This window comes from Stenotrophomonas sp. YJH_SMC_33 (assembly GCF_059372295.1).
This window is the reverse complement of record NZ_JCAFVJ010000004.1, coordinates 79,707-104,623: the sequence shown is the minus strand read 5'-3', so window position 1 is coordinate 104,623 and position 24,917 is coordinate 79,707. Positions and strand designations below refer to the sequence as shown.

At 64.3% G+C, this 24,917-nt stretch carries 29 protein-coding genes; 20 read left to right on the top strand and 9 right to left on the bottom strand.

The annotated features are described in order from the left end of the window. Positions 1-148: 148 nt before the first annotated feature. Positions 149-2,830: an excinuclease ABC subunit UvrA gene (locus AC5P9W_RS08800; RefSeq protein ID WP_456115618.1), complete on the top strand. Its 2,682-nt coding sequence runs from the start codon at positions 149-151 to the stop codon at positions 2,828-2,830. Here the strand turns inward: AC5P9W_RS08800 and AC5P9W_RS08795 are convergent. Then, a complete protein-coding gene (locus AC5P9W_RS08795) occupies positions 2,827-3,108 on the bottom strand; it encodes a hypothetical protein (RefSeq protein ID WP_164093106.1) in 282 nt (93 codons plus the stop codon). The genes AC5P9W_RS08800 and AC5P9W_RS08795 overlap by 4 nt on opposite strands. A 154-nt stretch (positions 3,109-3,262) precedes the next feature. Here AC5P9W_RS08795 and AC5P9W_RS08790 point away from each other — a divergent pair, with 154 nt between their 5' ends. The 3 genes from AC5P9W_RS08790 (at position 3,263) to AC5P9W_RS08780 (ending at position 4,367) form a co-directional block, all read left to right on the top strand. Continuing rightward, the gene (locus AC5P9W_RS08790; protein ID WP_134955596.1) at positions 3,263-3,478 is read left to right on the top strand and encodes a hypothetical protein; all 216 of its coding nucleotides are present in this window, start codon (positions 3,263-3,265) and stop codon (positions 3,476-3,478) included. A gap of 56 nt (positions 3,479-3,534) precedes the next feature. Beyond that, the gene (locus AC5P9W_RS08785; protein WP_065196287.1) at positions 3,535-3,804 is read left to right on the top strand and encodes a hypothetical protein; all 270 of its coding nucleotides are present in this window, start codon (positions 3,535-3,537) and stop codon (positions 3,802-3,804) included. Positions 3,805-4,085: 281 nt separating this feature from the next. Then, positions 4,086-4,367 (top strand): hypothetical protein, encoded by a 282-nt coding sequence (locus AC5P9W_RS08780; protein ID WP_005416560.1) that lies wholly within the window; start codon positions 4,086-4,088, stop codon positions 4,365-4,367. A gap of 43 nt (positions 4,368-4,410) precedes the next feature. On the opposite strand, the gene AC5P9W_RS08775 is transcribed toward AC5P9W_RS08780, so the two are convergent. Together AC5P9W_RS08775 and AC5P9W_RS08770 are read right to left on the bottom strand one after the other, a co-directional pair. Beyond that, positions 4,411-4,722 (bottom strand): hypothetical protein, encoded by a 312-nt coding sequence (locus tag AC5P9W_RS08775; protein ID WP_005416559.1) that lies wholly within the window; start codon positions 4,720-4,722, stop codon positions 4,411-4,413. A gap of 237 nt (positions 4,723-4,959) precedes the next feature. Then, entirely contained in the window at positions 4,960-5,913 is a 954-nt protein-coding gene (locus AC5P9W_RS08770; protein WP_005416558.1) for an alpha/beta fold hydrolase, read from the bottom strand. A 481-nt stretch (positions 5,914-6,394) separates the two neighbouring features. Here AC5P9W_RS08770 and AC5P9W_RS08765 point away from each other — a divergent pair, with 481 nt between their 5' ends. After that, positions 6,395-7,315 (top strand): MBL fold metallo-hydrolase, encoded by a 921-nt coding sequence (locus AC5P9W_RS08765; protein WP_164230081.1) that lies wholly within the window; start codon positions 6,395-6,397, stop codon positions 7,313-7,315. 114 nt (positions 7,316-7,429) lie between these two features. On the opposite strand, the gene AC5P9W_RS08760 is transcribed toward AC5P9W_RS08765, so the two are convergent. The 3 genes from AC5P9W_RS08760 to AC5P9W_RS08750 all read right to left on the bottom strand — a co-directional run bounded on the left by AC5P9W_RS08760 (position 7,430) and on the right by AC5P9W_RS08750 (position 9,326). Further along, positions 7,430-8,311 (bottom strand): RNA polymerase sigma-70 factor, encoded by an 882-nt coding sequence (locus AC5P9W_RS08760; RefSeq protein WP_329915348.1) that lies wholly within the window; start codon positions 8,309-8,311, stop codon positions 7,430-7,432. A 75-nt stretch (positions 8,312-8,386) separates the two neighbouring features. Continuing rightward, positions 8,387-8,791 (bottom strand): cupin domain-containing protein, encoded by a 405-nt coding sequence (locus AC5P9W_RS08755; RefSeq protein WP_125436986.1) that lies wholly within the window; start codon positions 8,789-8,791, stop codon positions 8,387-8,389. 55 nt (positions 8,792-8,846) lie between these two features. Beyond that, a complete protein-coding gene (locus AC5P9W_RS08750; RefSeq protein WP_134729273.1) occupies positions 8,847-9,326 on the bottom strand; it encodes a carboxymuconolactone decarboxylase family protein in 480 nt (159 codons plus the stop codon). 89 nt (positions 9,327-9,415) lie between these two features. Here AC5P9W_RS08750 and AC5P9W_RS08745 point away from each other — a divergent pair, with 89 nt between their 5' ends. From AC5P9W_RS08745 to AC5P9W_RS08705, 9 genes are all read left to right on the top strand, one after another. After that, positions 9,416-9,724, top strand: coding sequence for a sigma factor-like helix-turn-helix DNA-binding protein (locus tag AC5P9W_RS08745; protein ID WP_456115621.1), 309 nt, complete (start codon positions 9,416-9,418; stop codon positions 9,722-9,724). Continuing rightward, the gene (locus AC5P9W_RS08740) at positions 9,721-10,752 is read left to right on the top strand and encodes a LysR family transcriptional regulator (RefSeq protein WP_134729277.1); all 1,032 of its coding nucleotides are present in this window, start codon (positions 9,721-9,723) and stop codon (positions 10,750-10,752) included. The genes AC5P9W_RS08745 and AC5P9W_RS08740 overlap by 4 nt, the downstream gene beginning before the upstream one ends. Positions 10,753-10,878: 126 nt before the next feature. Continuing rightward, positions 10,879-11,646, top strand: coding sequence for an SDR family oxidoreductase (locus tag AC5P9W_RS08735; RefSeq protein ID WP_456115622.1), 768 nt, complete (start codon positions 10,879-10,881; stop codon positions 11,644-11,646). Between the two features lie 47 nt (positions 11,647-11,693). Then, positions 11,694-12,209, top strand: coding sequence for an Ohr family peroxiredoxin (locus tag AC5P9W_RS08730; protein WP_111128481.1), 516 nt, complete (start codon positions 11,694-11,696; stop codon positions 12,207-12,209). 309 nt (positions 12,210-12,518) lie between these two features. Continuing rightward, complete coding sequence (paoA, locus tag AC5P9W_RS08725) at positions 12,519-13,166, top strand: aldehyde dehydrogenase iron-sulfur subunit PaoA (protein ID WP_019336581.1); 648 nt, start codon at positions 12,519-12,521, stop codon at positions 13,164-13,166. Then, positions 13,163-14,113 carry an FAD binding domain-containing protein gene (locus AC5P9W_RS08720; protein WP_111128484.1) on the top strand — a complete coding sequence of 317 codons (951 nt, stop codon included), beginning with the start codon at positions 13,163-13,165 and terminating at the stop codon, positions 14,111-14,113. Before paoA ends, AC5P9W_RS08720 begins: the two co-directional genes overlap by 4 nt. Next, positions 14,113-16,317: an aldehyde oxidoreductase molybdenum-binding subunit PaoC gene (gene paoC, locus AC5P9W_RS08715; protein ID WP_495219069.1), complete on the top strand. Its 2,205-nt coding sequence runs from the start codon at positions 14,113-14,115 to the stop codon at positions 16,315-16,317. Before AC5P9W_RS08720 ends, paoC begins: the two co-directional genes overlap by 1 nt. A 9-nt stretch (positions 16,318-16,326) precedes the next feature. Further along, complete coding sequence (locus AC5P9W_RS08710; protein WP_456115624.1) at positions 16,327-17,388, top strand: XdhC family protein; 1,062 nt, start codon at positions 16,327-16,329, stop codon at positions 17,386-17,388. After that, the gene (locus AC5P9W_RS08705; protein WP_456115625.1) at positions 17,364-17,999 is read left to right on the top strand and encodes a nucleotidyltransferase family protein; all 636 of its coding nucleotides are present in this window, start codon (positions 17,364-17,366) and stop codon (positions 17,997-17,999) included. Before AC5P9W_RS08710 ends, AC5P9W_RS08705 begins: the two co-directional genes overlap by 25 nt. Before the next feature lie 30 nt (positions 18,000-18,029). On the opposite strand, the gene AC5P9W_RS08700 is transcribed toward AC5P9W_RS08705, so the two are convergent. Both AC5P9W_RS08700 and AC5P9W_RS08695 read right to left on the bottom strand, forming a co-directional pair. Beyond that, positions 18,030-18,500, bottom strand: a complete 471-nt coding sequence (locus AC5P9W_RS08700; protein ID WP_375367882.1) for a hypothetical protein — start codon at positions 18,498-18,500, stop codon at positions 18,030-18,032. Continuing rightward, positions 18,501-18,857 carry a hypothetical protein gene (locus AC5P9W_RS08695; RefSeq protein ID WP_005416543.1) on the bottom strand — a complete coding sequence of 119 codons (357 nt, stop codon included), beginning with the start codon at positions 18,855-18,857 and terminating at the stop codon, positions 18,501-18,503. It lies immediately after the preceding gene. 591 nt (positions 18,858-19,448) lie between these two features. Here AC5P9W_RS08695 and AC5P9W_RS08690 point away from each other — a divergent pair. Next, positions 19,449-19,973: a transporter gene (locus AC5P9W_RS08690; protein WP_495219068.1), complete on the top strand. Its 525-nt coding sequence runs from the start codon at positions 19,449-19,451 to the stop codon at positions 19,971-19,973. 60 nt (positions 19,974-20,033) lie between these two features. On the opposite strand, the gene AC5P9W_RS08685 is transcribed toward AC5P9W_RS08690, so the two are convergent. Beyond that, positions 20,034-20,789, bottom strand: coding sequence for a hypothetical protein (locus AC5P9W_RS08685; RefSeq protein ID WP_329915330.1), 756 nt, complete (start codon positions 20,787-20,789; stop codon positions 20,034-20,036). Between the two features lie 170 nt (positions 20,790-20,959). Between AC5P9W_RS08685 and AC5P9W_RS08680 the strand changes: the two genes are divergently transcribed. The 5 genes from AC5P9W_RS08680 to AC5P9W_RS08660 all read left to right on the top strand — a co-directional run bounded on the left by AC5P9W_RS08680 (position 20,960) and on the right by AC5P9W_RS08660 (position 24,913). Then, complete coding sequence (locus AC5P9W_RS08680; protein WP_049414796.1) at positions 20,960-21,661, top strand: hypothetical protein; 702 nt, start codon at positions 20,960-20,962, stop codon at positions 21,659-21,661. A gap of 248 nt (positions 21,662-21,909) precedes the next feature. After that, entirely contained in the window at positions 21,910-22,557 is a 648-nt protein-coding gene (locus tag AC5P9W_RS08675; protein ID WP_080352925.1) for a DarT ssDNA thymidine ADP-ribosyltransferase family protein, read from the top strand. Then, positions 22,478-23,251, top strand: a complete 774-nt coding sequence (locus AC5P9W_RS08670) for a DarT1-associated NADAR antitoxin family protein (protein ID WP_414715489.1) — start codon at positions 22,478-22,480, stop codon at positions 23,249-23,251. Before AC5P9W_RS08675 ends, AC5P9W_RS08670 begins: the two co-directional genes overlap by 80 nt. 30 nt (positions 23,252-23,281) lie before the next feature. Next, positions 23,282-23,866 (top strand): hypothetical protein, encoded by a 585-nt coding sequence (locus tag AC5P9W_RS08665; protein WP_495219065.1) that lies wholly within the window; start codon positions 23,282-23,284, stop codon positions 23,864-23,866. A 567-nt stretch (positions 23,867-24,433) separates the two neighbouring features. Further along, on the top strand, positions 24,434-24,913 hold the full coding sequence (locus AC5P9W_RS08660; RefSeq protein ID WP_088430497.1) for a hypothetical protein: 480 nt from the start codon (positions 24,434-24,436) through the stop codon (positions 24,911-24,913). Positions 24,914-24,917 lie beyond the last annotated feature (4 nt).

The following is a 24,917-nucleotide window of genomic DNA, read 5'->3' as shown; positions in this document are numbered from 1 at the left end:
CTAGCCCCTGGCTGGGCAACGCCGTACGAAGGGGAGGTGAAGACAACATCCCGCCTCCGGCGCCCTCGCGCCATTCACTCCACAGCGGCGACAATGGCCGCTCGGGCGCACCATGCGCGATCCGCCCACCGAATGCAGGAATGCTGAGATGTCCAACACCCCCTTTGGCGAATCGTCATGTGCTGCCGCAGCCAGCGGCTGCATCGAGGTCCGCGGTGCGCGCGAGCACAACCTGAAGAATGTCGATGTCTCCATTCCACGCAATGCACTGGTGGTGTTCTCCGGCGTGTCGGGGTCCGGCAAGTCCTCGCTGGCCTTCGGCACGGTCTTCGCCGAGGCGCAGCGGCGCTACTTCGAATCCGTCGCGCCCTACGCGCGACGCCTGATCGATCAGGCCGGCGTGCCCGACGTGGATGCCATTGACGGGCTGCCACCGGCGGTCGCCCTGCAGCAGCAACGCGGTGCCAGCAATGCGCGCTCATCGGTGGGCAGCGTGACGACGTTGTCCAGCCTGGTGCGCATGATGTATTCGCGGGCAGGGGCCTACCCGGCCCACCAGCCCATGCTGTACGCCGAAGACTTCTCGCCCAACACCCCACAGGGTGCCTGCAGCACCTGCCACGGCCTGGGGCACGTCTACGAGGTGACCGAAGCGCTGATGGTGCCGGACCCATCGCTGAGCATCCGCGAGCGCGCCATCGCCTCCTGGCCACCGGCATGGCATGGCCAGAACCTGCGCGACATTCTGGTCACGCTGGGCTACGACATCGATGTGCCGTGGAAGAAGCTGCCGAAGAAGGACCGCGACTGGATCCTGTTCACCGAGGAAACGCCCACGGTGCCGGTCTATGCCGGCTTCACGCCGGCCGAGACCCGCGCCGCGCTCAAGCGCAAGCTGGAGCCCAGCTACATGGGTACGTACACCGGCGCACGCCGCTACGTGCTGCACACCTTTGCCAACACCCAGAGCGCGCTGATGCGCAAGCGTGTTTCCCGCTACATGGAAGGCCGGCTGTGCCCCGCTTGCCAGGGAAAGCGCCTGAAGCCGGAAGCGCTCTCGGTCACCTTCGCCGGCGTGGACATCGGCGAGTTCATGCGGCTGCCGCTGGACCAGCTGGCGGCGTTGCTCGAGCCCATCGCGCAGGGCGATTTCAGTGCACACAGCCACGGCGCGCGTACCAGCAGGCGTGCAACGCCCAGCGATCGCGCCAAGCGGGCAGCAAGTGGCCGCGCGACCCACGAAGGCGCCCCTGACGTGCGCCTGACCTCAGCCCTGTCAGAGGAAAAGCGCCTGGCGGCGCAACGGCTCGCGGGCGGGGTCATGGCGCGGGTACGGCAACTTCGCGAGCTCGGCCTGGGCTATCTCTCGCTGGACCGCGCCACGCCCACACTGTCGGCCGGCGAACTGCAGCGCCTGCGCCTGGCCACGCAGCTCAGCTCGCTGCTGTTCGGCGTGCTGTACGTGCTCGACGAACCGTCGGCCGGCCTGCATCCGGCCGACAGCCAGGCGCTGTACGACGCGCTGGAACGCCTACGCGACGGCGGTAACTCGGTGTTCGTTGTTGAACATGATCTGGAGCTGATGCGCCGCGCGCAGTGGCTGGTGGATGTGGGCCCGCAGGCAGGGGAACATGGCGGACGCGTTCTCTACAGTGGCGAGCCCGACGGCCTGCGCAACGTTCAGGATTCGCGCACGGCGCAGTACCTGTTCGACCGGGTGCCCGCGCCGGCCAGCCGGCAGCGCAGTGCCAACAGCTGGCTGGCGCTGAAAGGCATCCACCGCCACAACCTGCACGGTGTGGATGCGCAGGTGCCGTTGGGGTTGCTGACTGCAGTGACCGGCATTTCCGGATCGGGCAAATCCAGCCTGATGGCGCAGGCGCTGCCCGAGCTGATGCTGCTGCACCTCGGGCATGAGACGGCAGACGACGGCGCCGACAGCGCACCTGCCGAAGGACCCACCGTAATCGAAGCAACGCGGGGCCAGCTGGCCGGCGACGTGGACGCCATCCAGCGCGTGGTGCAGGTGGACCAGAAGCCCATCGGCCGCACGCCACGCTCCAACCTGGCTACCTACACGGGCCTGTTCGACCACGTGCGCAAGCTGTTCGCCGCGACACCCGACGCGCGCCGTCGCCGATTCGATGCGGGCCGCTTTTCGTTCAACGTAGCCAAGGGGCGATGCGAGACCTGCGAAGGCGAGGGTTTCGTCAGCGTCGAACTGCTGTTCATGCCCAGCGTCTATGCGCCGTGCCCCACCTGTCATGGCGCCCGCTACAACGAGGCCACGCTGAAGGTGCAGTGGAACGGCCGCAACATTGCCGAGGTCCTGCAGATGACGGTGGACCAGGCCCATGCGTTCTTCGCCGAAGAAGAGGCCATCGCCCGCCCGCTGCAGTTGCTGCAGGAGATCGGCCTGGGCTACCTGCGGCTGGGCCAGCCGGCCACGGAGCTTTCAGGGGGTGAGGCGCAACGCATCAAGCTGGCCACAGAGCTGCAGCGCAGCCAGCGCGGGCGCACGCTGTACGTGCTGGACGAACCCACCACCGGCCTGCATGCATCAGACGCCGACAGGCTGCTGGTGCAGCTTCAGCGGCTGGTGGACGCAGGCAACACGGTGGTGATGATCGAGCACGACATGCGTTCTGTCGCACAGGCCGACTGGGTGATCGACGTCGGTCCGGGCGCAGGCGGCGCGGGCGGCACCATCGTGGCGGCTGGGACGCCGCATCAGGTGGCCCACGCCAAGGGCAGCAGGACGGCACCGTTCCTGGCATCCGAGCTGGGGCAGGGTGTGCGCGAGCGGAATCATCCGGCAGGAGGCGCCTAGCCGCAGGACAGCAGCGTCCAGCAACGATCGGCAATCTCTGCCGCGCCAGGGTGGCCGCGTAGGCTTGATCGTTTCGCAAGGCGGCACTGCAGATCGTCCATCCAGGCTGACCGGGTACCGTGCGGATATCTCACATAGATATCGCAGGCAAGCCGGATGACCGGCGCCACTTCGTGCCGGAAACTCATCGCGGGCAGCGCACCCAGATTGAAGGCGGTTTCCCAGTGGGCCAGCTCGCGCTCCACATCGACAACGTGCTTGCTTCTTCCGTGGCTCACGGCGCCTACCCCTGTTCGAAACCTCACTTTACACGCTCGCTGCCGGGAGCCTGTTCATCACAACCGTTCATACAACGCGCTTGCCGGCACGTTCCCGTAACGGCAACAGGCCCACAGTCAATCGGCAGCAGACTTGCTGCGGCGGAGAATCGAAATGAACAGCGTCCCCGAACAGAACAGGAATGACCGCTCCAACGCGTCCGCTGAAGCAGAACAGCCTGCACAGCAGGGGCAGGGCGAGGGGGGCGAACCCGGCGGGGAGGAGCCCGGCAAGCAAGGACAGCAACAGCAGCAGGACAACAAGGATAGCGAGAGCCCGAAGCCAGCGGATGAAAAGAAGGGCGGTCTCGGCGGCGATACCCGCCGCTGAGGAACAGGAGGAGCCGCGCACCGAGCGGCTGCTTCCGCAGCAGACAGGGAGCGCGCATGTCCTCGCAAAGCCAGGCGATCAGCCTGATGACCAAGATCATGTACCAGTGCCGCCCGGAGAGAACGACGACGATGGCGCAATGCCGTTGCTGCGATGCGCCCAGTCCTGGCGGGATGGAGTGCGCACGGTGCCTGACCGGAAGGCTTGGCGAAACGATTCACAATCGTGGCGCAGCGTTCGGCTGGCTGGAGTCGTTCCGCAGGGTCCAGCAGGACGAAGCACACGTATTCGAATGCGCAAAGCGCGTCGATGCGGCATCTTCCTAGGCGTCGCATCCAGACCTGACATCGCGCAGGCGTATGCTCGGGTCATCCAGGAGCAACGCCATGACTTTTCCGATCTGCATCTACGATAGAACGGGCACGGGGCTCCGGCTGCCCACGGGGTGGTGGATCGACCTTCAGTCCGATCTGCCCGCGCTGGTGAACGGCGCCGCACGTATCGACCTTCCGCGCTCTTCGAAAGACGAGCATCCACGCTTGGATCCAGAGGTCCTGAGGGACCTTTTCCGGCGCATCGGGGGTTCGCAGTGGCTAGGTTGAATCCGGTGCGTTCCCTGGGAGTGCGCTGGCTGTTCTTCCGTCTTCGCAACGGCCAATCCATCAGTCCCGCCAGGTTGATGTCCGTCTGGTCCGAGGCTGCCGAATCCAATGAGTGCGCCGTGCGCCGCGAGATCATCGACGGCGCAGGCTACGTCTATGCCCTGTACGCGCCCAACAGCCTGCTTTCCCCCCGGCGTGTGGAGCTGCGCATGAGAGCGCTGCTGGAGGAGGCGGGCTACGCCTTCACGATGGGTAGCCTGGCAGGGCGTCACCCCGGCGACGGTTGAGGCGCGGCGCTGAGGCGCCGGCCGGACAGCCCATGCGTCGCTCTCATTCGGGGCCATCAGGCTCCAGAGGTTCGTCAGGTGCGGGATCGAAGAGCGCCAGCATCCGTTCCCGCCGGCACTGTTCGAGCCAGTGGTGCCATATCTCCACCTCGTCCATCAGCCCCGTGGCACCGCACGCGGGGCACGTGAGCGTCGTGCCCAATGGACTCGTCTTGATGCCGGCGTCCTGGGTCATTGAGGAGCGCAAGCCGCAGCTCTTGCAGGTCGATCGCAACTGATCGAGGCGAACGATGGCGCCATTGCGCGCAAGAAGGGGCTGGATCGCGTGGATCCGGAAGGCATTGGGAGGATGCATGGCCGTGTCGTCTGGGGCTGGACACGGGAGCAAAGGATTCTGCGCCGGAGAAGAGCCGTGAGAGCGCAGTGTGCTTTGTTGGAGGTTAACCCTTCATCAAGGTGCACACCGCGCGCCATGACTGGCTTGAAATCCCACGGCCGCAATCGTGCACTGACGTGGCAGCCGGCGCTCGTCCGGTGCCGGCCCTGCCTCTGGGCAGGAAGGGCTCCGCCATCACGACGGAGCCCCGTACACTCACTTTTCCTGCAGGAACGCCAGCAGATCCTGGTTGACCTTGTCCTTGTGGGTGTCGGTCAGGCCGTGCGGCGCACCCGGGTAGACAATCAGCTTTGCGCCCTTGATGAGCTTCGCCGATTGGCGGCCCGAGATGTCGATCGGCACGATCTGGTCGTCGTCACCGTGGATGACCAGGGTGGGCACATCGAATTTCTTCAGGTCTGCGCGGAAATCGGTGGCCGAGAACGCAGCGATCGAGTCGTAGGTGTTCTTGTGGCCGCCCTGCATGCCCTGTGCCCACCACGCATCGATCAGCCCCTGCGACACCTTCGCGCCCGGGCGGTTGAAGCCATAGAACGGGCCCGACGGAATGTCCTTGTACAGCTGCGCGCGGTTATCCATCTGTGCCTTGCGGATGCCATCGAACACTTCGATCGGCAGGCCGTTCGGGTTGTCGGCGGTCTTCAGCATGAACGGCGGTACCGAGCTGATCAGCACGGCCTTCTTCACCCGCCCGGTGCCATGCCGGCCGATGTAGCGCGCCACTTCGCCGCCACCGGTGGAGAAGCCCACCAGGGTCACATCGTGCAGGTCCAGCGTATTGATCACCGTGGCCAGGTCATCAGCGTAGTGATCCATGTCGTTGCCATCCCACGGCTGGCTGGAACGGCCGTGGCCGCGACGGTCATGGGCAATGACGCGGTAGCCGTGGTTGGCCAGGAAGATCATCTGCGATTCCCAGCTGTCCGAGTTCAACGGCCAGCCGTGGCTGAAGGTCACGACCGGGCCGTTCTTCGGGCCCCAGTCCTTGTAGTACAGCTGCACGCCATCGGCGGTGGTGATGTAGCTGGCGGTGCGCGCGATGCTGGTGACTGCCGCCGGCGTGGCCGGTTCGGCGGCCTGCGCGGACAGGCCGGCCTGGACCGAGAGGGCGAGGGTGGCAACGGCCAGGGTACGGGCGAAGGTGTTCATGCGGGAACTCTCATGGGTGGGTGGTGAGACGTACTTTGCGCCAGCAATCAGGCATCTGGGATATGACAAGTCCGAATTTCTTGATAGATCGTCCTGATTGCGCGGACCCACAGTGGGGTCGACTGGATGATCATCCGAAGCTGCCCGACCTGGGCCTGCGCACTACCGAACGAGCCAGAGGCGCTTGCAATGGTGGCATTGCAGCCGGTTCCGCATTGCTTCCCGGAACGCAACATGACGTACCCCTTCACGGCGCTACCGCACCTGCGGCGTGCTGCCTAGGCTGATCCCACACGGCACCTGCCGTGTTCCGGGCCCATTGCCCGCGCAGTGGCCCGTCTTCCCATGAACTCCGCAGCGCTGGCCTGCCAGGCAACCGTGCCCTGGCAATGTCACGGCCTGCGCCATGGGCAAGCGCCCGGATTCGTTCGCGCCAGCCTTGCATTGCTGCCCGCCAAATGGCTCTTCGTGGAGATCCCTCATGTTCAGTATGGAAAACACCGCCGCGCCCATTGCTCCCGCCCTCGATGAACTGGTGCCCTCGCGCTACGCCCTGAAAGTGGGCGACGTCGAAGTGCTGGTGATCAGCGATGGCGTCCTGCCGTTGCCCACCCAGATGCTCGGCCACAACGTGCCGGCCGCCGACCGTGCCGAATGGTTCGAAGAGATGTACCTGCCCCAGGATGCCTTCGACTGGGCATTGAACGTGATGGTGGTGCACAGCGGTGATCGCACCATCCTCATCGATGCCGGTCTGGGCATGGACCCGGACCTGCAGCTGCCGCGCGCCGGCCAGCTGATCCGCCGCCTCGGTGCTGCCGGTATCAACCTGGGCGAAATCACCGACGTGGTGATTACCCACATGCACATGGACCACGTCGGCGGCCTGCTGGTTGAAGGCGTAAAGGAACGGCTGCGCCCGGACCTGAAAATCCACGTCGCAGCCGCGGAAGTGGAGTTCTGGAAGTCGCCGGACTTCAGCCGTACCAACATGCCGCAGGGCTTCCCCGATGCACTGCGCGCCACGGCCAAGCACTTCTGGGCCGAGTACAGCAGCTATGTGCACACCTTCCAGGACGAACAGCAGATCGCGCCGGGCGTGACGGCCCGCCGTACCGGTGGGCATACCCCGGGCCACTGCGTGGTGCGCGTAGCGTCCGCGGGGCAGGCCCTGACCTTTGCCGGTGACGCGGTGTTCGCGGTCGGCTTCGACCAGCCGAACTGGCACAACGGTTTTGAGCACGATCCGGAGGAATCCGCACGCGTTCGCGTCGCTCTGCTGAAGGACCTGGCCGGCACCGGCGAACTGCTGGTGGCCACGCATCTTCCGTTCCCGTCAGTGGGCCGGGTGTCGCTGGACGGCGAGACGTTCCGCTGGGTGCCGGTGTTCTGGGACTTCTGATCGGATCCTGCGGATACAGCGCAAGCACGAGTTTTCGACGGGGCGCGTCGGCGCCCCGCTCGAAACCCGCAAGGGCGAGGCCAACAACGGACGCCATCCACGCCTGGCGTGGATCTACTGGATGGCGGTGGGGTGGGCCAAACGTTGCAGCTTGTGCGGATTGCGCTGCACCAGGATCTGCGTGATCCGCTCGCCATCGGTCTCGAAGGCCATCGCCGCCTCCAGCTCGCCATCGAAATAGCGCAGCAGTCCCAACCGTCCGTTGAGCATGGCCGGCACCATCCGCAACTGCGCGCTGCGCCGCAGGTGCGGGGCATACAGCAGCTGGGCAATGCGTGCACCCCCGACCATCGGCCCGGGGAAGCTGGTGACGATACCGCCGCCGTCACCCACCAGCTCGGCCGATTCGGCCATCAAGGCCTTCATCGTGCGGAAATCCCCGCTGGACGCGGCCTCGGCGAAGCGGCGCAGCAGTTTCTGGTGCACGTCCTGCGGGACGTTGTAGCGCGGGCGTTCCTGCCGGAGCTGCTGGCGCGCACGATGCACGATCTGCCGGCAGGCGGCTTGCGTCTTGTCCAGGGTGCGCGCGACCACGGCGTAATCCTGATCGAACACGTCGTGCAGCAGGAAAGCCGCACGCGCATCCGGGGCCAACCGTTCCAGCACACTGAGGAAGGCGACCGACAGATCGCTGGCGGTTTCCAGCACGTACTCGGGCGTGGCGGTGTCATCGGTCAGCAGCGGCTCGGGCAACCACATGCCCACATAGTGTTCGCGCGCGTGCCGGGCCAGGCGCAGGCCATCAATGGCGCGACGGGTGGTGGTCGCCACCAGCCAGGCTTCCGGATTCTCGATCTGTGACTGGTCGGTGCCATGCCAGCGCAGCCAGACATCCTGCACCACGTCTTCGGCTTCGTGCGAAGACCCAAGCATGCGGTAGGCCACGCCGAACAGGCGTGGGCGGAGGCGTGAGAACAGCGCAGTGGATTCGTCCATGCCAGCGTAGACGGGACAGGTCCCCGGATTGTGACACCCGGGAACCTGTCGTTGGTGCCAGCGCCGGACGTGCGATCAGTGCGGCGGCAGCACCGCCGGCTTGCCGATGTCCTTGATCAGGAACACCACGAACTTCGCCGGCTCGGTGGCGCTGGCGTTGCGGCCTACGGTGTGCAGATCGGCCGGGCCTTCATGGAAGGCCTCACCCGGGCCAAGGGTGACTTCCTTGCCGCCGGCCACACCCATCACGATCCGCCCTTCCAGGACATAGACGAAGCCATGGGCATCGTGGCGGTGGACAGGATCGGCGCCACCCGGCGGGTACTCCACGGTAAGGATCAGCGCCTCCTTGCCGGGCTGCTCCGGCAGGGCGCGGGTCATCACCTCGCGCACCAGGGGCTGGGGCGCAGGAGAGGGCGGGGTGGCGGCAGCGCCGCACAGTGGCAGCAGCGCAAACAGGACCAGAACAGAGCGACGCATGGCAGGTCTCCAAAGCGGTAGAGGAGGGCCGCAGCATGGGGCAGCGGCGGGAGGGTCAGGCCAGACCGGCCTTGTCCAGGCCGAAGGCCGCGTCCAGGGTGCCGGGCGTGGTACGGAAGGCAACGTTGGCGCGGTTCCATGCGTTGATCGCCATCACCGCGTGGGTCAGGTCGACCATTTCCTGATCGGACAGCTGGCCGCGCACGCGCGCGTACAGCTCGTCGGGCACGCCTTGCGCCGGCAGCTGGGTCAGTACTTCGGTCCAGGCCAGGCAGGCGCGCTCGCGCGGGCTGAACAGCGTCGATTCACGCCATGCCGCCAGGTGATGCAGGCGCAGGGGGCGCTCACCACGCAGGGTGGCCTCCTTCACGTGCATGTCCAGGCAGAAGCCACAGCCGTTGAGCTGCGATGCACGGATGTTGACCAGATCGATGATGGCCGCTTCGATCGAGGCGGTGTGGGCGGCATGCGAGTACAGGCCGAGCTTCTTGAACAGTTCGGGGGATTGCGCGGCGTAATCCAGGCGTGCGGTCATGGTGTGTTCCTGTAGCGTGTGAAGGGCACAGCGAGGCTAGGCCCGCATTCGCAATGCCGGTAGGCGGGGGCCGGGCCGCACGCTGTTGCATGAAAAACACCAATGTCCTGTCACAGCGGCCGATGCTCGGCCGTCTGCCGGGCATGGACACCTCATCGCACCTGCGCACCGCATCGCGCCCTGCCAGCGAACAGGTCTGGCAGGCCTTCCTCACCGCATTGCGCGAACTGCCGCCCGATGCACGTGCGGTACTGTTGCTGCACGACGTGCTGGGTGCCGGATTCGAGGACATCGTGCCCCTGCTGGGGCTCGATCTTGCCGCGTGCAGGCAACGGTTGAAGCTGGCGCGGAGCCACCTGCACGCACAACGTGCCCGCCCGGAGCCAGGCCACCCATGAACGCCGCAACGCCCCGCCTGGCCAGCGACGGCCACGATGCGCTCAATGCGTCCTTCTCCACCAGCTACGCCGGCGTGCTGGCCTTCATTGCAGTGGCGTCCGAGGGCAGCTTCGCGCGCGCGGCCGACCGCCTCGGCATCGGCCGCTCGGCCGTCAGCCGCAGCGTGCAGAAGCTGGAAAGCCAGCTGGGCGTGCGGTTGTTCCTGCGCACCACGCGCTCGACCACGCTCACCCGCGAAGGCGAGCTGTTCCTGGAGGGCTGCAACCCGGGCGTGACCTGCATCCTGCAGGCGCTGGAGGAAATGCGCGACCTGCGCGAGGGCCCGCCGCGCGGGCACCTGCGCATCAGTGCCAGCCACGGCTTCGGCCGTCGGGTGATTGCGCCCTTGCTGGCAGCCTTCCGTGCCGAGTACCCGCAGGTATCCGTGGAGCTGCTGCTGGACGAGCAGGCCCCCGACCTGGCCGGTGATCGCATCGACGTGGCGTTTCGCGACGGCCTACTGGAAGACAGCCAAGTGATTGCCAAGCAGCTGGTGCCGATGCAGCTGGTCGTATGTGCATCACCGGCGTACGCGCAGGTGCACGGCCTTCCCGCGTCGGTGGACACGCTGCCCACGCATGCCTGCATCGGGCGGCGCCTGCCGGGCGGACGCATGCAGCCCTGGGAATTCCGTGTCGACGGTGCCGAAGTACACCTTCAGCCGCCTGCTGCACTGGTGTTCAACGATGCCGACCTGGCCCTGCAGGCCGTCATCGACGGGCTGGGCATCGCCCAGCTGCCCAGCTATCAGGTGCGTGAAGCGCTGTGGGCGGGCAGGGTGGTGACCTGCCTGGATCGGCATGCGCCGCTCGATCGCGGCCACTACCTGTGCTACCTCAGCCGCCGCCAGCTGCCCAAGCGCGTGCGTGCCTTCATCGACTTCAGCACGCAGCGGGTGCGCGCGCTCGAACTGGATGTGATCTCGCACTGGGAAGCACGCCAGCAGGCCACCCCTCTGAAGCCAGGCGCACAGCCTGCCTTGGCCTGAGCGTACTGGTGCGTGCCGGGCAACAGTGCGCGGCCGGTCACGGACCTACTGCCTCGCGCCCGCGCCACCTACGATGCCTGCGCCCGGCCACACCCGGCAGCCCCTCTACATACCAGGAGACACGCAATGAAGTTCCTCGTCATCGGTGGTACCGGCCGCATCGGCAGCAAGGTGGTGGAGCGCCTGCGTGTCGCCGGGCATGCGGTCGTGGTGGCAGCGCCCTCCACCGGGGTGGATGTACTGACCGGCAAGGGCTTGGATGCCGCCATGGACGGCGTCGACGTGGTGGTGGACCTGGCCAACTCGCCCTCGTTCGAAGACGCAGCAGTGCTTTCGTTCTTCGTGACCGCCGGCCACAACATACTTGCGGCCGCCACCCGTGCCGGCGTGCGCCACCATGTCGCGCTTTCTGTTGTGGGCACCGACAAGCTTGCCGCCAGTGGCTACTTCCGCGGCAAGATCGCCCAGGAGCGGCTGATCCGCGACTCGGGCCTGCCGTACACCATCATCCATTCCACGCAGTTCTTCGAGTTCCTGCCGGGCATCATCCAGTCCGCCGGCGACGGGACGGCCGTGCGGCTGCCGGCCGCCGACGTGCAGCCGATTGCCGCCGAGGATGTTGCCGAAGCGGTGGCACGCATCGCGCAGCAGGCGCCAGCCAATGGCGTGCTGGAGATCGCCGGGCCGCAGCGCAGCGCGATGGCGGATCTGGCCAGGCGCTATCTGCAACTGACGGGTGATTCCCGGCAGGTGGTGGCGGACGCCGATGCACTGTACTTCGGCGCGCCGCTGCAGACCGAGACGCTGGTGCCCGCGGGCCACGCGTGGCTGGGGCAGGTCGATTTCGAAGCCTGGCTGCAGCAGTCCGGTCTGTTGCAGCGGCAGCCTGCCTGAGCGGCGAATCGATCGCCTGCCGCAGCTGCGTTTGATGGAGCCGTGCAATGACCGAGCTGAAGCCGCCTTCGCCTGCCATGCTGGACCGCTACCAGGGCGACGACGTGAAGCCGCTGTACACCGGCCGCGTGCGGGTGAGCGGAGGCCAGGCCCAGCATGGGCGGGCGTCCGGCGTCGTGCGATCGGACGACGGTGCACTGGCGGTGGACCTGCGCCTGCCGCCGGAGCTCGGCGGGCCTGGCGGCGGCGCCAATCCCGAGCAGCTGCTGGCTGCGGGCTATGCCGGCTGCTTCCACGGCGCCATGGTGCTGGTGGCCGCGCGTGCCGGCCTGCTGCTGCACAACCCCAGCATCGAGGTGGCGGTCACCTTCGCCCGTGATCCGGCAGATGGGCTGTACCTGCTGTCGGCCGAGATCGTGGTACATCTTCCCGGCATGGATGAGAACCTCGCCTGCGAACTGGTGCGCAACACCGAACGCGTCTGCCCATACGCCAAGATGTTCCATCGTGGCATCAGCCATGCGGTGCATGTTCGGGTCGGCCCGCAGGCTCCGCCTCTGTAGAGTCGAGCCATGCTCGACCATGGGAAGTGGCAACTCAGACAAGCCCGCCGTAGTTGGCCTGCAGGCTGGGAATGAGTCCGGGTGCCTTTGAAAGGGCTGGATGCAGTCGATTTCTTCGGACTTGCTACAACATGTTCTTCTGGCACTCAGGCTGGTTGCCTGCCTCGGTAGGGTCGTACATTTCGCCGACTTCACAGATCTGTACCCCGCAGATGGGCATAGTGGCCCTTCGGTAGTGTGAGCGCGTCCATCCAGCCACGGGGTTTCCCCGAACGCCAGGAGGTCCCTGTGCCAAGTTGTGATGAAGGAATGAAGTTGACGCGTCGCCAGGTGATCGCCGGCGGCGTCACGACCGTGGCGATGTCCGCCGCACCGGGGGCATCATCGCTCGCCGCCGAACTGGCCGCGCCCCCGCCGCCCAGGCCGCCGGTCATCAGCACGGTGGCCTTGACCGTCAACGGCGAGCGGCGGGAGCTTGAACTCGACACCCGGACAACGCTGCTCGATGCCCTGCGCGAACATCTGAAGCTGACTGGAACGAAGAAGGGCTGCGACCACGGTCAATGCGGTGCCTGTACCGTGCTGGTCAATGGTGAGCGCATCAATGCCTGCCTCAGCCTGGCGGTACAGCACCAGGGCGATGCCATCACCACCATCGAAGGCCTCGGCACCCCCGATGACCTGCATCCGATGCAGGCCGCCTTCATCAAGCATGATGGCTACCAGTGCGGGTATTGCACGCCGGGGCAGATCTGTTCGGCGGTGGCGGTACTGGACGAGATCAAGCGGGGTGTCCCCAGCCATGTGCAGGCGGATGTCAGCGCACGGCCCCAGGCCACCAACATGGAAATGCGCGAACGCATGAGCGGCAACCTCTGCCGCTGCGGCGCCTATTCCAATATTGCCGAGGCGATGGCAGAGGTCGCTGGCGTGACCTCTGCAGGGAGGCGCTCATGAGGGCCTTCAGTTACGAACGCGCCAAATCCCCGGCCGAGGCCGCCAGGGCCGTCGCCGGTACCGAGGGCGCGAAATTCCTGGCTGGAGGGACCAATCTGCTCGACCTGATGAAGCTTGAGGTCGAGACGCCAGCGCACCTGGTCGACGTGCAGGACATCGGCCTGGACAGGATCGAACCCACCGACGAAGGCGGCCTGCGCATCGGCACGCTGGTCACCAATACCGCACTGGCGTCGCATGAGCGCGTGCGCCGCGACTACGCGGTGCTGACCCGCGCGATCGTGGCAGGTGCTTCCGGGCAGTTGCGCAACAAAGCCACCACCGGCGGCAACCTGCTGCAGCGCACGCGCTGCCCGTATTTCTACGATCCCAATCTGCCCTGCAACAAGCGCCTGCCCGGATCCGGCTGCGGCGCACTCGAGGGGTTCTCCCGGCAGATGGGCGTGATCGGCACCTCGGACAGCTGCATCGCGACCTATCCGGGCGACATGGCGGTGGCCCTGCGGGTGCTGGACGCCTCGATCCAGACCGTCAGGGGTGACGGCAGTACGCGCAGCATCCCGATTGCCGATTTCCATCGTTCCCCCGGCGACAAGCCGCAGCAGGACAACGTGCTGCAGCGCGGTGAGCTGATCACCCACGTCACGCTGCCACAACCCCTGGGCGGTCGGCACGTGTACCACAAGGTACGGGACCGCGCGTCCTATGCGTTCGCACTGGTGTCGGTCGCCGCGGTCGTGCAGCGTGACGGCTCGGCGCGGTTCGCCTTCGGTGGGGTCGCGCCGAAACCGTGGCGCGTCGAGGCAGCCGAACCGCTGCTGCGCGACGGCGTAAAGGCCGCGACCCGGCAGGTGTTCGCCGGTGCCCGTCCGACGCCGGAGAACGCGTTCAAGATCGCGCTCGCCGAGCGCACTCTCGCAGCGGTGCTGGTGGAAGGAGAGCGCTGATGCCCCTTGAATTCAACGCCCCCGCCGGCGACAACCTGTTCGACAAGGCCAAGGTCGTCGGCAAGTCGACGCCGCGCATCGACGGTCCACGCAAGACCACCGGCACCGCCCCCTATGCCTACGAGCGCCATGACGTGGCGCCGAACCAGGCCTACGGCTACATCGTCGGTGCGGGCATCGGCAAGGGGCGCATCATTTCGATGGATGCCTCCCGCGCACGTGCCGCGCCCGGCGTATTGGCGGTCATCACCGCACCGGAAACCAAGCCGGTCGGCAAATCGAACTGGAACAATGCGCCGCTGTTCGGCGGACCCGAAGTGGCTCACTACCACCAGGCCATCGCCTGCGTGGTGGCAGAGACCTTCGAGCAGGCCCGCGCCGCCGCGGCGCTGATCCGCACCCGCTACGAGCGCGGCAAGGGGCGCTTCGATTTCCCCGCCCTGGCGCCTTCCGCGCCGCTGGCAAAGGGGCGCGGTGGCAAGCCCGACCGGCAGACGCTCGGCGATTTCGACACCGCCTACGCGAGCGCCGCGGTCAAGCTCGACGAGACTTACCACACCTCCGACGAAAGTCATTCGATGATGGAGCCGCACGCCACCATCGCCGCCTGGGAGGGTGACACGCTCACGCTGTGGACGGCGAACCAGATGATCGACTGGGCCAGGCAGGGCATGGCGGCGATCCTCGGCATTGATCCTGCCAAGGTGCGCGTGGACTCGCCCTACATCGGCGGCGGCTTCGGCGGCAAGCTGTTCATCCGTGCCGACGCGGTGCTGGCCGCGTTGGCGGCCAAGCAGATCGGGCGACCGGTGAAGATCGCGCTGCAACGCCCGTTGATGCCCAACAACACCACCCACCGGCACGCGACAATTCAACGCATCCGGATCGGCTGCGGAAAGGACGGCCGGATCTCCGCCATCGCCCATGAGAACTGGTCGGGCAACATCAACGGCGAGGATGGCGAAAACGGCACCCTGCAGACGCCCAAGCTCTATGCAGGCGCCAACCGCCTGGTCGCCAACTACATCGCCACGCTCGACATGCCCGAAGGCAATGCGATGCGCGCACCGGGCGAAGCACCGGGCCACATGGCGCTGGAAGTAGCGATGGACGAAATGGCCGAGAAGCTGGGCCTCGACCCGATCGCGTTCCGCATCCTCAACGAGCCCGAGGTCGTGCCCGGCGATCCGTCCAAGAAGTTCTCCGACCGCAACCTGGTGCGCTGCCTGCGCGAAGGCGCGGAGCGCTTCAACTGGAACAAGCGCAACCCCAGGCCGGCGCAGGTCAGGGAAGGGGACTGGCTGGTCGGCATGGGCGTGTCTGCGGGCTATCGCGGCGCACCGACAATGAAGTCGGCGGCGCGGGTCCGGCTTGACGGCCAGGGCGGGGTGATTGTCGAGACCGACATGACCGACATCGGCACCGGCTCCTACACGATCATCGCGCAGACGGCAGCCGAGACCATGGGCGTGCCGCTGGAGCGGGTCCAGGTGACCCTCGGCGACTCCCGTCATCCCGCCTCCGCTGGTTCCGGCGGCCAGTGGGGCGCGGCAAGCTCCACCGCAGGCGTGTACGCGGCGTGCGTCAGCCTGCGCCGCAAGGTGGGCGAGAAACTGGGCTTCGACGGCGACACCGCAGACTTCGCCAATGGCCGCATCCAGGCGGGTGGGCGGACGATCAAGCTGGCGGAGGCGGGGACACTGTCGGCGGAGGACGGCATTGCCTTCGGCGAATTCAAGCAAGGCTACGACGTCGGCACCTATGCAGGGCACTTCTGCGAGGTTGCCGTGCATGCCTACACGGGAGAGACGCGCATCCGCCGCATGCTTGCCGTATGCGATGGCGGCCGGATCCTCAATCCGCTGTCCGCACGCAGCCAGGTCATCGGCGGGATGGTGATGGGTGCGGGCGCGACCCTGATGGAGGAGCTGGTGGTCGACAAACGGCTGGGCTTGTTCATCAACCATGACCTGGCCGGCTACGAGGTTCCCGTGCACGCCGACATCCCGTACCAGGAAGTGGTCTTCCTCGACACGCTGGATCCGGTGATCTCGCCGATGAAGGCCAAGGGTGTGGGTGAACTGGGCATCTGCGGGGTCGGCGCCGCGATCGCCAATGCGGTCTACAACGCAACCGGCGTGCGCGTGCGCAACTATCCCATTACCCTGGACAAGCTGCTGCCCGGCTTGCCCGACGTGGGCTGACCCTTGCGCATGGACCGACCCGCAGCCTCGCCCACTCTGGAGGCCTCCGCCGCAGGCGGAGGGGAGCCCTGCGATCTTGCCGAGCACCTGTCGGCAGCGCCGGGCTTCCTCGCCGAAGGCAGCCCGCGCGGCGTACTCGAGACGGCCTTGACGCGCGTGCGCGCGGGGGAGCACGCCGTGCTCGCGCTGGTGCTGGAAACCGATGGCTCCACTTACGCCGGTGCCGGCGACATGGTGCTGTTCTGCAACGGCAGCCAGGTCGGCTGGCTGAGCGGCGGATGCCTGGAGCCCGAGCTCGCGCGACGCGCGGAGCAGGTGAGCGCGGCAGGGCGGGTCGACTGGATCGAGATCGACACCCGCAGTGACGACGACCTGTTGAGTGGGTCCGCGCTCGGGTGCCGCGGCCGGCTGCGGATTGCGCTCCTGCCATTGCGTGCCATGGCCGGCATCGACGACGTCATCGAGGCTTGGTTGCGCGAGGGTGTGTCACTCCAGCGCGACCTTCGCACGTCGGGGCAGGTCATTTTCCGTGCCGGCCATCACGAGCAGGCGTGGCAGCTGCATACGATGGATGGTACGCAGCCCTTTGGCGAGGGTGCGTGGCGTCTGCCGTTGCCCCGGCTTCCGCGGGCCCTGGTGTTGGGGGGCGGTCCGGAAACGCCCTTGCTGGTTCCGTTACTGCGGGGCCTGGGGTGGCGGGTCAGCGTGGCCGAACGGCGAGCGCGCTGGGCCTCAGCCGGGCAGTGCGCGGATGCGCATCTTCAGACCAGCCCGGCCGAGGCCCTTCATGGCGACCCGTGCGACGCGGCACTGGTGATGCATCACGATTTCGAACTGGACCGGGAGGCGCTGGTGGCCCTGGCTGATACCAAAGTTATGTTCATTGGACTGCTGGGTCCGCGGCGAAGGCGCGAGGACCTGTTCAAGTTGCTGACACCGGATCAGCGCCACCGCCTTTCCCCGAGACTTCGATCACCTGTCGGCCTGGACATCGGCGGCCGAGGGCCAGAGGCGATTTCGCTCAGCATCGCCGCGCAGCTGCAGCAATGGCGAAGCGCGCACGGCAGGTGACTGACGCGCATGCGGTCGTCGTGCTGGCTGCCGGCGGGAGCACCCGACTTGGCCAGCCCAAGCAGCTTCTGACCCGGCAGGGCGAGACCCTGGTACATCGCGTGGTGCGGTTGGCGCGCGAGCTCGCGCCAGCGCAGGTGCTGGTCGTGGTGGGCGCGAACGCACAGGCCGTGACATCCAGCATTGCCGGGCTGGACGCCACTCCGGTAACCAACAACCACTGGGAACGCGGCCTGGCGAGCAGCCTGCAGGTTGCCGGCGCACACCTGCTGCCCACGTTGACTGCGGTGATGGTCGTGGCATGCGACCAGCCCGCAATCGAGCGCTCCCATCTGCAGGCGCTGCTTTCGGGTGCCCGCGCTTCGGCGTCAGGGTGCGCGGGTACCCGCCACGGAAATTTGCTTGGCATTCCCGCAGTAGTGCCGCGTGCATGGTTCAACTCTGCGCGTGCAACCGGTGACCGCGGCTTTGGAGCGCGCCTGCGGCAACTTCCCGTCGATACGGTGCATGTCCTACAGGCACCGGAACTGGGCCTGGATATCGATACGCCAGAAGATCTTGCGCGCGTGCGCGATGCGGGCTGGATCGATGCCGAGGGGTGGCCCGCATGATCGCTGGGCCAATGCCTGTCGCGCAGGTGACTAGTGTGGGCCACATCGCGCGCCCTCAGGTACCTCGCCCCCGAACATCTGCAGCACCCGATCCAACAGAACAGGTTCCGGCACGTCAGCCAGTACCTGCTCCAGGTAATCCAACGGCTCCAACTGCCATTCGAGGAGCGCCCGCAACCGCACAACGGCAGGCGCCCGCTGCTTCGCGTCCAGTGAGACCTGCAACAGCAGATGGTGCGAGCGCCTCTCCAGCCACAGCACGGGTATGCCTCGGCAATGAACCTGGAACTCGGCATCTCGATGCCGCTCAACGAACTGGAAGCCCTGTCGTGGCCGAGCCTCCACGAACTGCATGGCTTGGCGGCGCAACTGCAGAAAGCGATCGCCGGGGATGCTGTGGAAACCGATAGGCGAGGGCTTGGGCGGTGCCAGCCACTGCGTCTGTGCCGCAACCACCACCACAAGACAGAGCGCGGTGGCCGCCCAGCGCCACCAGGCCACTCAACCCTCCGGATGCAGTCGGGTACTGGCGTGTGCGGTAAGGCCGATTCCGGCCATGATCAGCCCCTCCATCACGCGCGGGCCAACGTACTGCTCCAGCTCGCCATTTTCGCGGGCGCGCTGCGCGGCCAGCAGAATCTCCAGGACCACGCGAAGCCCGGCCAGCGAGCAATCGGTATCCGCCAAGGCGATGCGTCGGCCGGGCATCTGATGGCGTTCAGGCCACGGCTGACCATCGGAGGCGGCGCCGGAGCCGATGCTGTGCAGCAGGGCGATGAGGGTGTTCTGATCAAGCGCAGAGCCATTTGCGGGCGCGTCATTGATCGGGTGCGGGGCAGGGGAGTGGGGCTGGGTCATGGCTGGGCTCCTTGCGTGCATGCAGAAGCCGCCACCGATAAAGGTGGCGGACGGTGCGAGGTTCGAAACCCGGTCTACGCTAAAACCGGCAGGCACAAAGCCTCCGCGCACCGCCCGCCATAGCCGGCCGACGGATTGCCAGCCGGCACCACCTGATGGGTGATGCCGGCTGGCAAGCGTTTACTTCAGCGTAGAACCGGGGTTTCGAATCCCGACCACCGATGCACGGTGGCACAGCAAGGAATACGCGGACCTATGCGTGATGCCAATGCAGTAAGGCCGATGCCGACACCACTTTCAACATTTTCAGAATCGTTGCATATGGCGCAATGAAGCTGGAGCGTTGCGCTGCAACGCTATCGACCATGTCGGTGGTGCAGCTCTGCGCGCTGTCGGCATCCGCCCGGCGGGGCTGTGAGCAAGGCAGATGCGACATGCCTGTCCAGCAATGCGCTGCCGACTGCGTGTGACGCGTCACGTTAATAGGTGAAATCTGCGAAGCAAGGCGCTGCATGTCATCATGTGGCGGGGCGAATCATCTGCACAATGCCCCTTGGTACCTCATGGACGCATCCGCCCAAGAAGGTTTTCATGTCTGGCATGATTGACGGGCAGCAACTACGCAACGCGCAATGGGGCAAGGTGTCGCGCCTGTTCAAGCCTGCGATGATCATTAGCGCGACGCTGGCGGCAAGCGCAGAAACGCTCTATCGCACAGGGGTATACCCGCGAGCCATCTTCGAGGCGGGCAGCGCTGATGCTCGAACCTGGTTGTATGTGGCATTGATGTACCTGATCGCCTTTCCAGTACTGTTTCTTTGGATGAGGCGACTGCTCGCAGGCTACCCCATGCCATGGAACCCGCCACTCAAGCGCTGGTTGCTGGGCGCGTTCTCCCTGATCCTCTGCAGCGGAATGATCATGCTGCCGGTCATCGTGCTGACTGTTGGAGGCAGCGCTGCAGGTCGCGGCAAAGGGCTGTATCAGCTGTTCACCGGCAGCCTCTTCGGCACATTCCTTGTGGGAACGGTGCTCGCCTACGGAGCGGCCCTGGGTGCATGGCTGCTGTTTATCGGAACCCCCAAGCTGCTCTTCCCCAAGCTGGGCTCGCGCTAGGCCCCTGCCATAGCTTCCTGGAAGTCCCGATATTCGAGCCTGTCACCTGCTTCCAGGTCGTCAGTAGCCCTTCAACGCCGCCTTGGTCCGTTCCAACCAGGCGGCATTGTGGCTGCGCGCGTGGCGCGACCAGTGCTGGGCATCGTCGATGATGCTGGCGAACAGGCTGCGCGCTTGCTCGCGATCGTCCGGTTGCGGCTGCGCCATCAGCCATTCGGCGTAGATGCAGCGAGCGGCCGCATCGTTTCCGAATTCGACGGCGCGCTCGAACGCGGCGCGGGCTCCGGGTACTTGGGCGGCCGCCAGTGCCTGCGCGTAAAGCAGCGTCTGTTCCGGCTTGCGGCGCACGTCCGGGTGGCGTGCGAACAGGCCGTCCAGCGTCTCTACCGCAAGCGCAGCGTGCCCGGACTCGAGGCGGGCACGGGCAAGGCCGGTCAGGATGTAGGGATCGTCGCCCAGCGGCGAGCTGGCTGCCTGCTCAAGCAGGATTCTGGCCTCCTCGGCCTGGCCGGCATCCAGCAGCGTCATGCCCAGGCGAACCCGATTCTGCACGGTCGGCGTGCGCGCCAGTTCGGTACGGGCGTTGCGAAGGTCCTGGCCCGGGTCCATGAGCTGCTTGGCGGAACGGACGACCTGTCGCGCGCCGCGCGAGTGGCGGACTTCCGGAAAATAGATCGCCAGGAAGTAGACGACGCTGCCGAGTAGCGGGAACGAGAACAGCAGGATGAGCCAGTAGAGGCTCTGGCCCGAGCGGATGGCGTGCACCGCGAAGTAGATGGCCGCCAGTACGTGGAGTCCGATTCCGATATAGGGCATGTGTGCCGCCTCGTCCTTGTGAGGGTTGGCACTATAGTGGGGGAGGGGTGGGGCGCCAATGGGCGGGGGGCGATCGGGCGTGACGCGTCACGTTAATTGGATCAACCCCTCCTCGACGCAGGGCGGGCCTACCGATGCGGTAAAAAACCGGGTGATTAAACGGAGGGCAAATGGAGTTTGAGAAGATCCGGGCAGTAGTCAGGCTTGCGGAATACACGGTCGTCGACCGGCCGCCACTCCGGGTGAAGGAGGGTCCGCTGCTTGCATTTTCAGAAGAGTTTTTAGTCGGACCATGGTTAATTATGAGTGGCTTCAGCATCATCTGGAAACGCCTACTCTGGATCTTCCTCCTCACGCTCATCTTCATGAGTGGATTCTTCCTTATGGAATCCGCTTTCGATCCTGTCATGATTATCGCCGCATTGGTGCTGAGTGTTGTCAGCGTCTACTTCGGTCTTCCTACTCGAACGGTCCTTGCGGGCGTCACCGCAACGTCTACTGGAAAGCTTGCAGTTGCTATCGAGGAATTTGTGAAGGATCAAGCAGAGCTGGAGCGATTGTCCTCCGGCGTGCAGCTAGTGAAAGCTCAAACGACCGAGCGAATGGCGCGTTTCAATGTGTTCGCTGGCATCCTTTGGGGCGCCCTGTTCTGGCTCGTCACGGCACGCGTGCTATCCCCGGCCATTTCACTGGACACTGTAAAGGCGAGCATCTTTCCAGCCATCGCTGTAGCAACCCTGTTCATCGGGCTGTCTGTGGTTGCGGCTGGCTACGCAGCAGCTGTACGAATCGCCTATCAGACATTGGACTTTGCGCTCCTGGAGGTTAAGGGGAAGCTAGCTTGCGGCATCCTCGCATCATCAGACTCATAGATCGCGGGGTAAGCACTACGGAAATCTGGCCGCTCCATACACCTACGATAGATATCAACTAATTCTCACAGGCTCTCATAAGTATTGCTTTCATTCTGGCTCAACTAGGGCGGGTTGTTCTTTGCTCGCCGCATCGACTGCGGCATGATAAATTGAAAGATGCGGTTCGCACTGACGTGCCCGCGCCGGGGTCGAGCCACTGGCCGCCGGGTCATCATTGACAGCACATGACAGAGAAGGAAATCATCATGGCAGCGACGATCCAGGAGTTCGTACACGAACGAGGTATCAAGTATCTGGTTCATTTCACGAGGGAGAGCAATCTGACTTCCATCATTCAGCGAGGACTTGTACCTAGGGATCTGTTAGCTGGAGAAGGCGGGGTTAAGTTTAACGATACTGTACGGCTAGACGGGACATCGGCAGTCTGTCTTTCAATTGACTTCCCCAACTACAAGATGTTCTTCAAGGTTAAGCAGGCAGATGTCGACGAAAGCTGGGTAATTGTGGCGGTTAGCCCCGCTGTACTGTCGTCACCCACTGTCGCATTCTGCGCTGGCAATGCAGCGTCGGCCGCGATGACAAGCATTCCGATCGCTCAACGCATGGGGCTACAAGCCCTTCAGGGCATGTACGCTGACTGGAATGGTGTGAGCCGCGCAACTCTAGGCATCCCCGATAGATACCCAACTAATCCACAAGCTGAAGTCCTAATGCTAGAGGGAGTTTCGAGAGAGCACATACTTGGAGTATTTGCTTTGAATCAAGCGGTAAAGGCTAGGCTTGTTGCTACGCACGCAAAGCTGAACGAAAGAAATGTTGCAGTCAATGCGAGTATTTTCCGCTACCGCCAGGACTACGCCCATTGGAAACAGGTGGCTGACAGTGGCATCTAGGCCAGTATTTGCGCCTTCACTCAGTGGCGACCTGCTCGTGCTCACGAGGCACGTCGACTTTCAGTGGTTCCCTGGGATGTCGAAAACTCAGTCTCAAAAGTCGATTCGATCCCTGCATGCGGAAGCGAATAGGCAATTTGGGCTGGACGATATACTTGAGATATCAAGCAAGTCAGCCGACGCTCTTGGAGTAAGCTTGAGCGCCTTTAATCTGATGATCAAGACAGTCAAGCGTGGCCGCGAGTTCAGCTTGGAATGCGCATATCAAGCAAGCAAGGTGTTTGAGTCTGGAGGTCCCTACGTTGACTTGATGGATGCATCATCGATTGATGCCAAGCGAGATCCGCGCCTGACTCGAAGTGGTCGACTGGTTGGCTTCCGGTTCTTTGGGATCGACTGGGAACTGGAGCCCAAGACCGCGTTTTATGATTGGTTGTACATCAACGCACTTCACAAGCAGCCCGCAATTGCCGATGAGGTGATGAGGTATCAAGCCTTTACTGATATAGCTTTTAATCCGGAAAAATCCGTAAACTGCCAAGCTTATTCCGCAGCGCTCTATGCATCCTTGCGGGGGCGCGGTCTTTTGACGGTGGATGTTCTTAAAGACAAATTCGCGTTCTTATCCATTGTCGATACCAATCATGTAAGCAATGCACGCGAGGATACCTCTGTTCAAAGTCGACTCATTTAGGGCTGATGATTACGGCGACAGGGAATGCACATGTTCTTACTAGACCACAGCAAAGAAATCGCATCGTTGTTAGCTCCTGTGCTAACAGCGACTTTCGGCTGGCTCTCCAAGGGGCGCGCTATGCTGCTTTGTGCCCAGAGGCATGGCTTTACCTTCTATATCCCTCCTGAAGCCGATAGCTCGGGACAGCAGAGAGATGCCATCACTGTGCACACCATCTCCTATTTCATTCGGAACGATGGAAAAATTCCTCTGAATGGAGTGGAGGTGGTTTGGCAGTGGAAGCCAGATGGAATGCACCTTTGGCCTCCGCGCCCATTCTCTCAGGAGCAAACACATGACGGCCGCCATGTCGTGGGGATCAAGAGCTTGGCGCCAGGCGAAGACTTTTTGGTAGAGGTGATTGGATTCGGCTCAGCGCTGCCTCAGATGCAAAGCTGCCGAAGCGAGCAAGCAGTGGCGAGGCATGTAGAGCTTAATTTCTACGAGAAGTTGCCGGCTTGGCGATACCGAATGGTGCGAATTTTGACGCTTGCGGGCATCGCGGGGATCGCATATGCAGTATTACTGTTGCTACAGATCATCCTGGTAGGCAGCAAATTGGTGACGCCGTAGGAATTCCACCAACGGGAAGCTGGCTAACATCCTCAGGAGGAGGGGATGGATACTCGACTTGGCATCTTCTGAGTGTTGTTAGCTGCAGCCGGCTCTGTTTCAGGGCAGCAGATCCATTCAGTCAGGGGCCCTGCACCAAATCACATCCCGATAGCGCCCAGCGCGACCCACAACTCGATGGCAAAGACCACTACGCCATTCAACTGTGACCAGTACCGCTGGCCTAATCACCCGCACCCGGGAATGAACCCGCTTTGTGACGGGCTTGAGGCCGATGTCCTTCAAGGCGAGTCCAGGCAGGCGGGACGCCCTAAGCCATCAACCGAGGTTGTTGCATTGCCTGCAATGGGTACGGATGCAGCTAAACGCTCAGGAATGGCCTGCATAGACGGTCAGGCAATGCGTAAGCTATCGAACGGCTGGGAGCAGGTTTTGTCTCCCAGAGGCGGCTGGCTTCGCTGCCGGGAGCGTTGATTTCAAGGGCAGGGCGCGGAGCCCCTGCAAACCAGCCAGCCTCCAACCGATGTAGCGCGCAACAACCACTGTGAAATTAACCTCAGGTGCAAGATGGCTATCAGCAAGGAAGATTCTGACCAGCTTCGTGACGTGCGTGGAGCTGAGTTCTTTGAGCGCTATAACAAGCCGCACCCATACGCTCACAACCTTCTTCAGGGCCACCTCTTCATAGAAGAGCAACTTGAAGTGATCATTATGTCCGTATTCTCCGAGCCTGAGGCTGTAATTGAGGCTAAGTTGAGCTTTTGGACAAAATTGAAGCTTGCGCAGGGAGTGGTTGGCAAGAGTGTCGACATCTGGCCCGCACTTGAAAAACTCAATTCCGCGCGCAACGAGCTAGCCCATGGACGGGACCTGTCCATCCTTGAAAGGAAGATCGATGATTTCCTAAGCGCGATGCCCGGCTTGAGCGAGCATCACCGGAAGGATGATTCGCGTGCGCACAAGTTGAACATGGCAATAATCGGGGCCGCTGGCTATATCACTCGGACTGCAGAGAGCTACCGCCCCAGAGCATCCGTCACTGAATGATCTG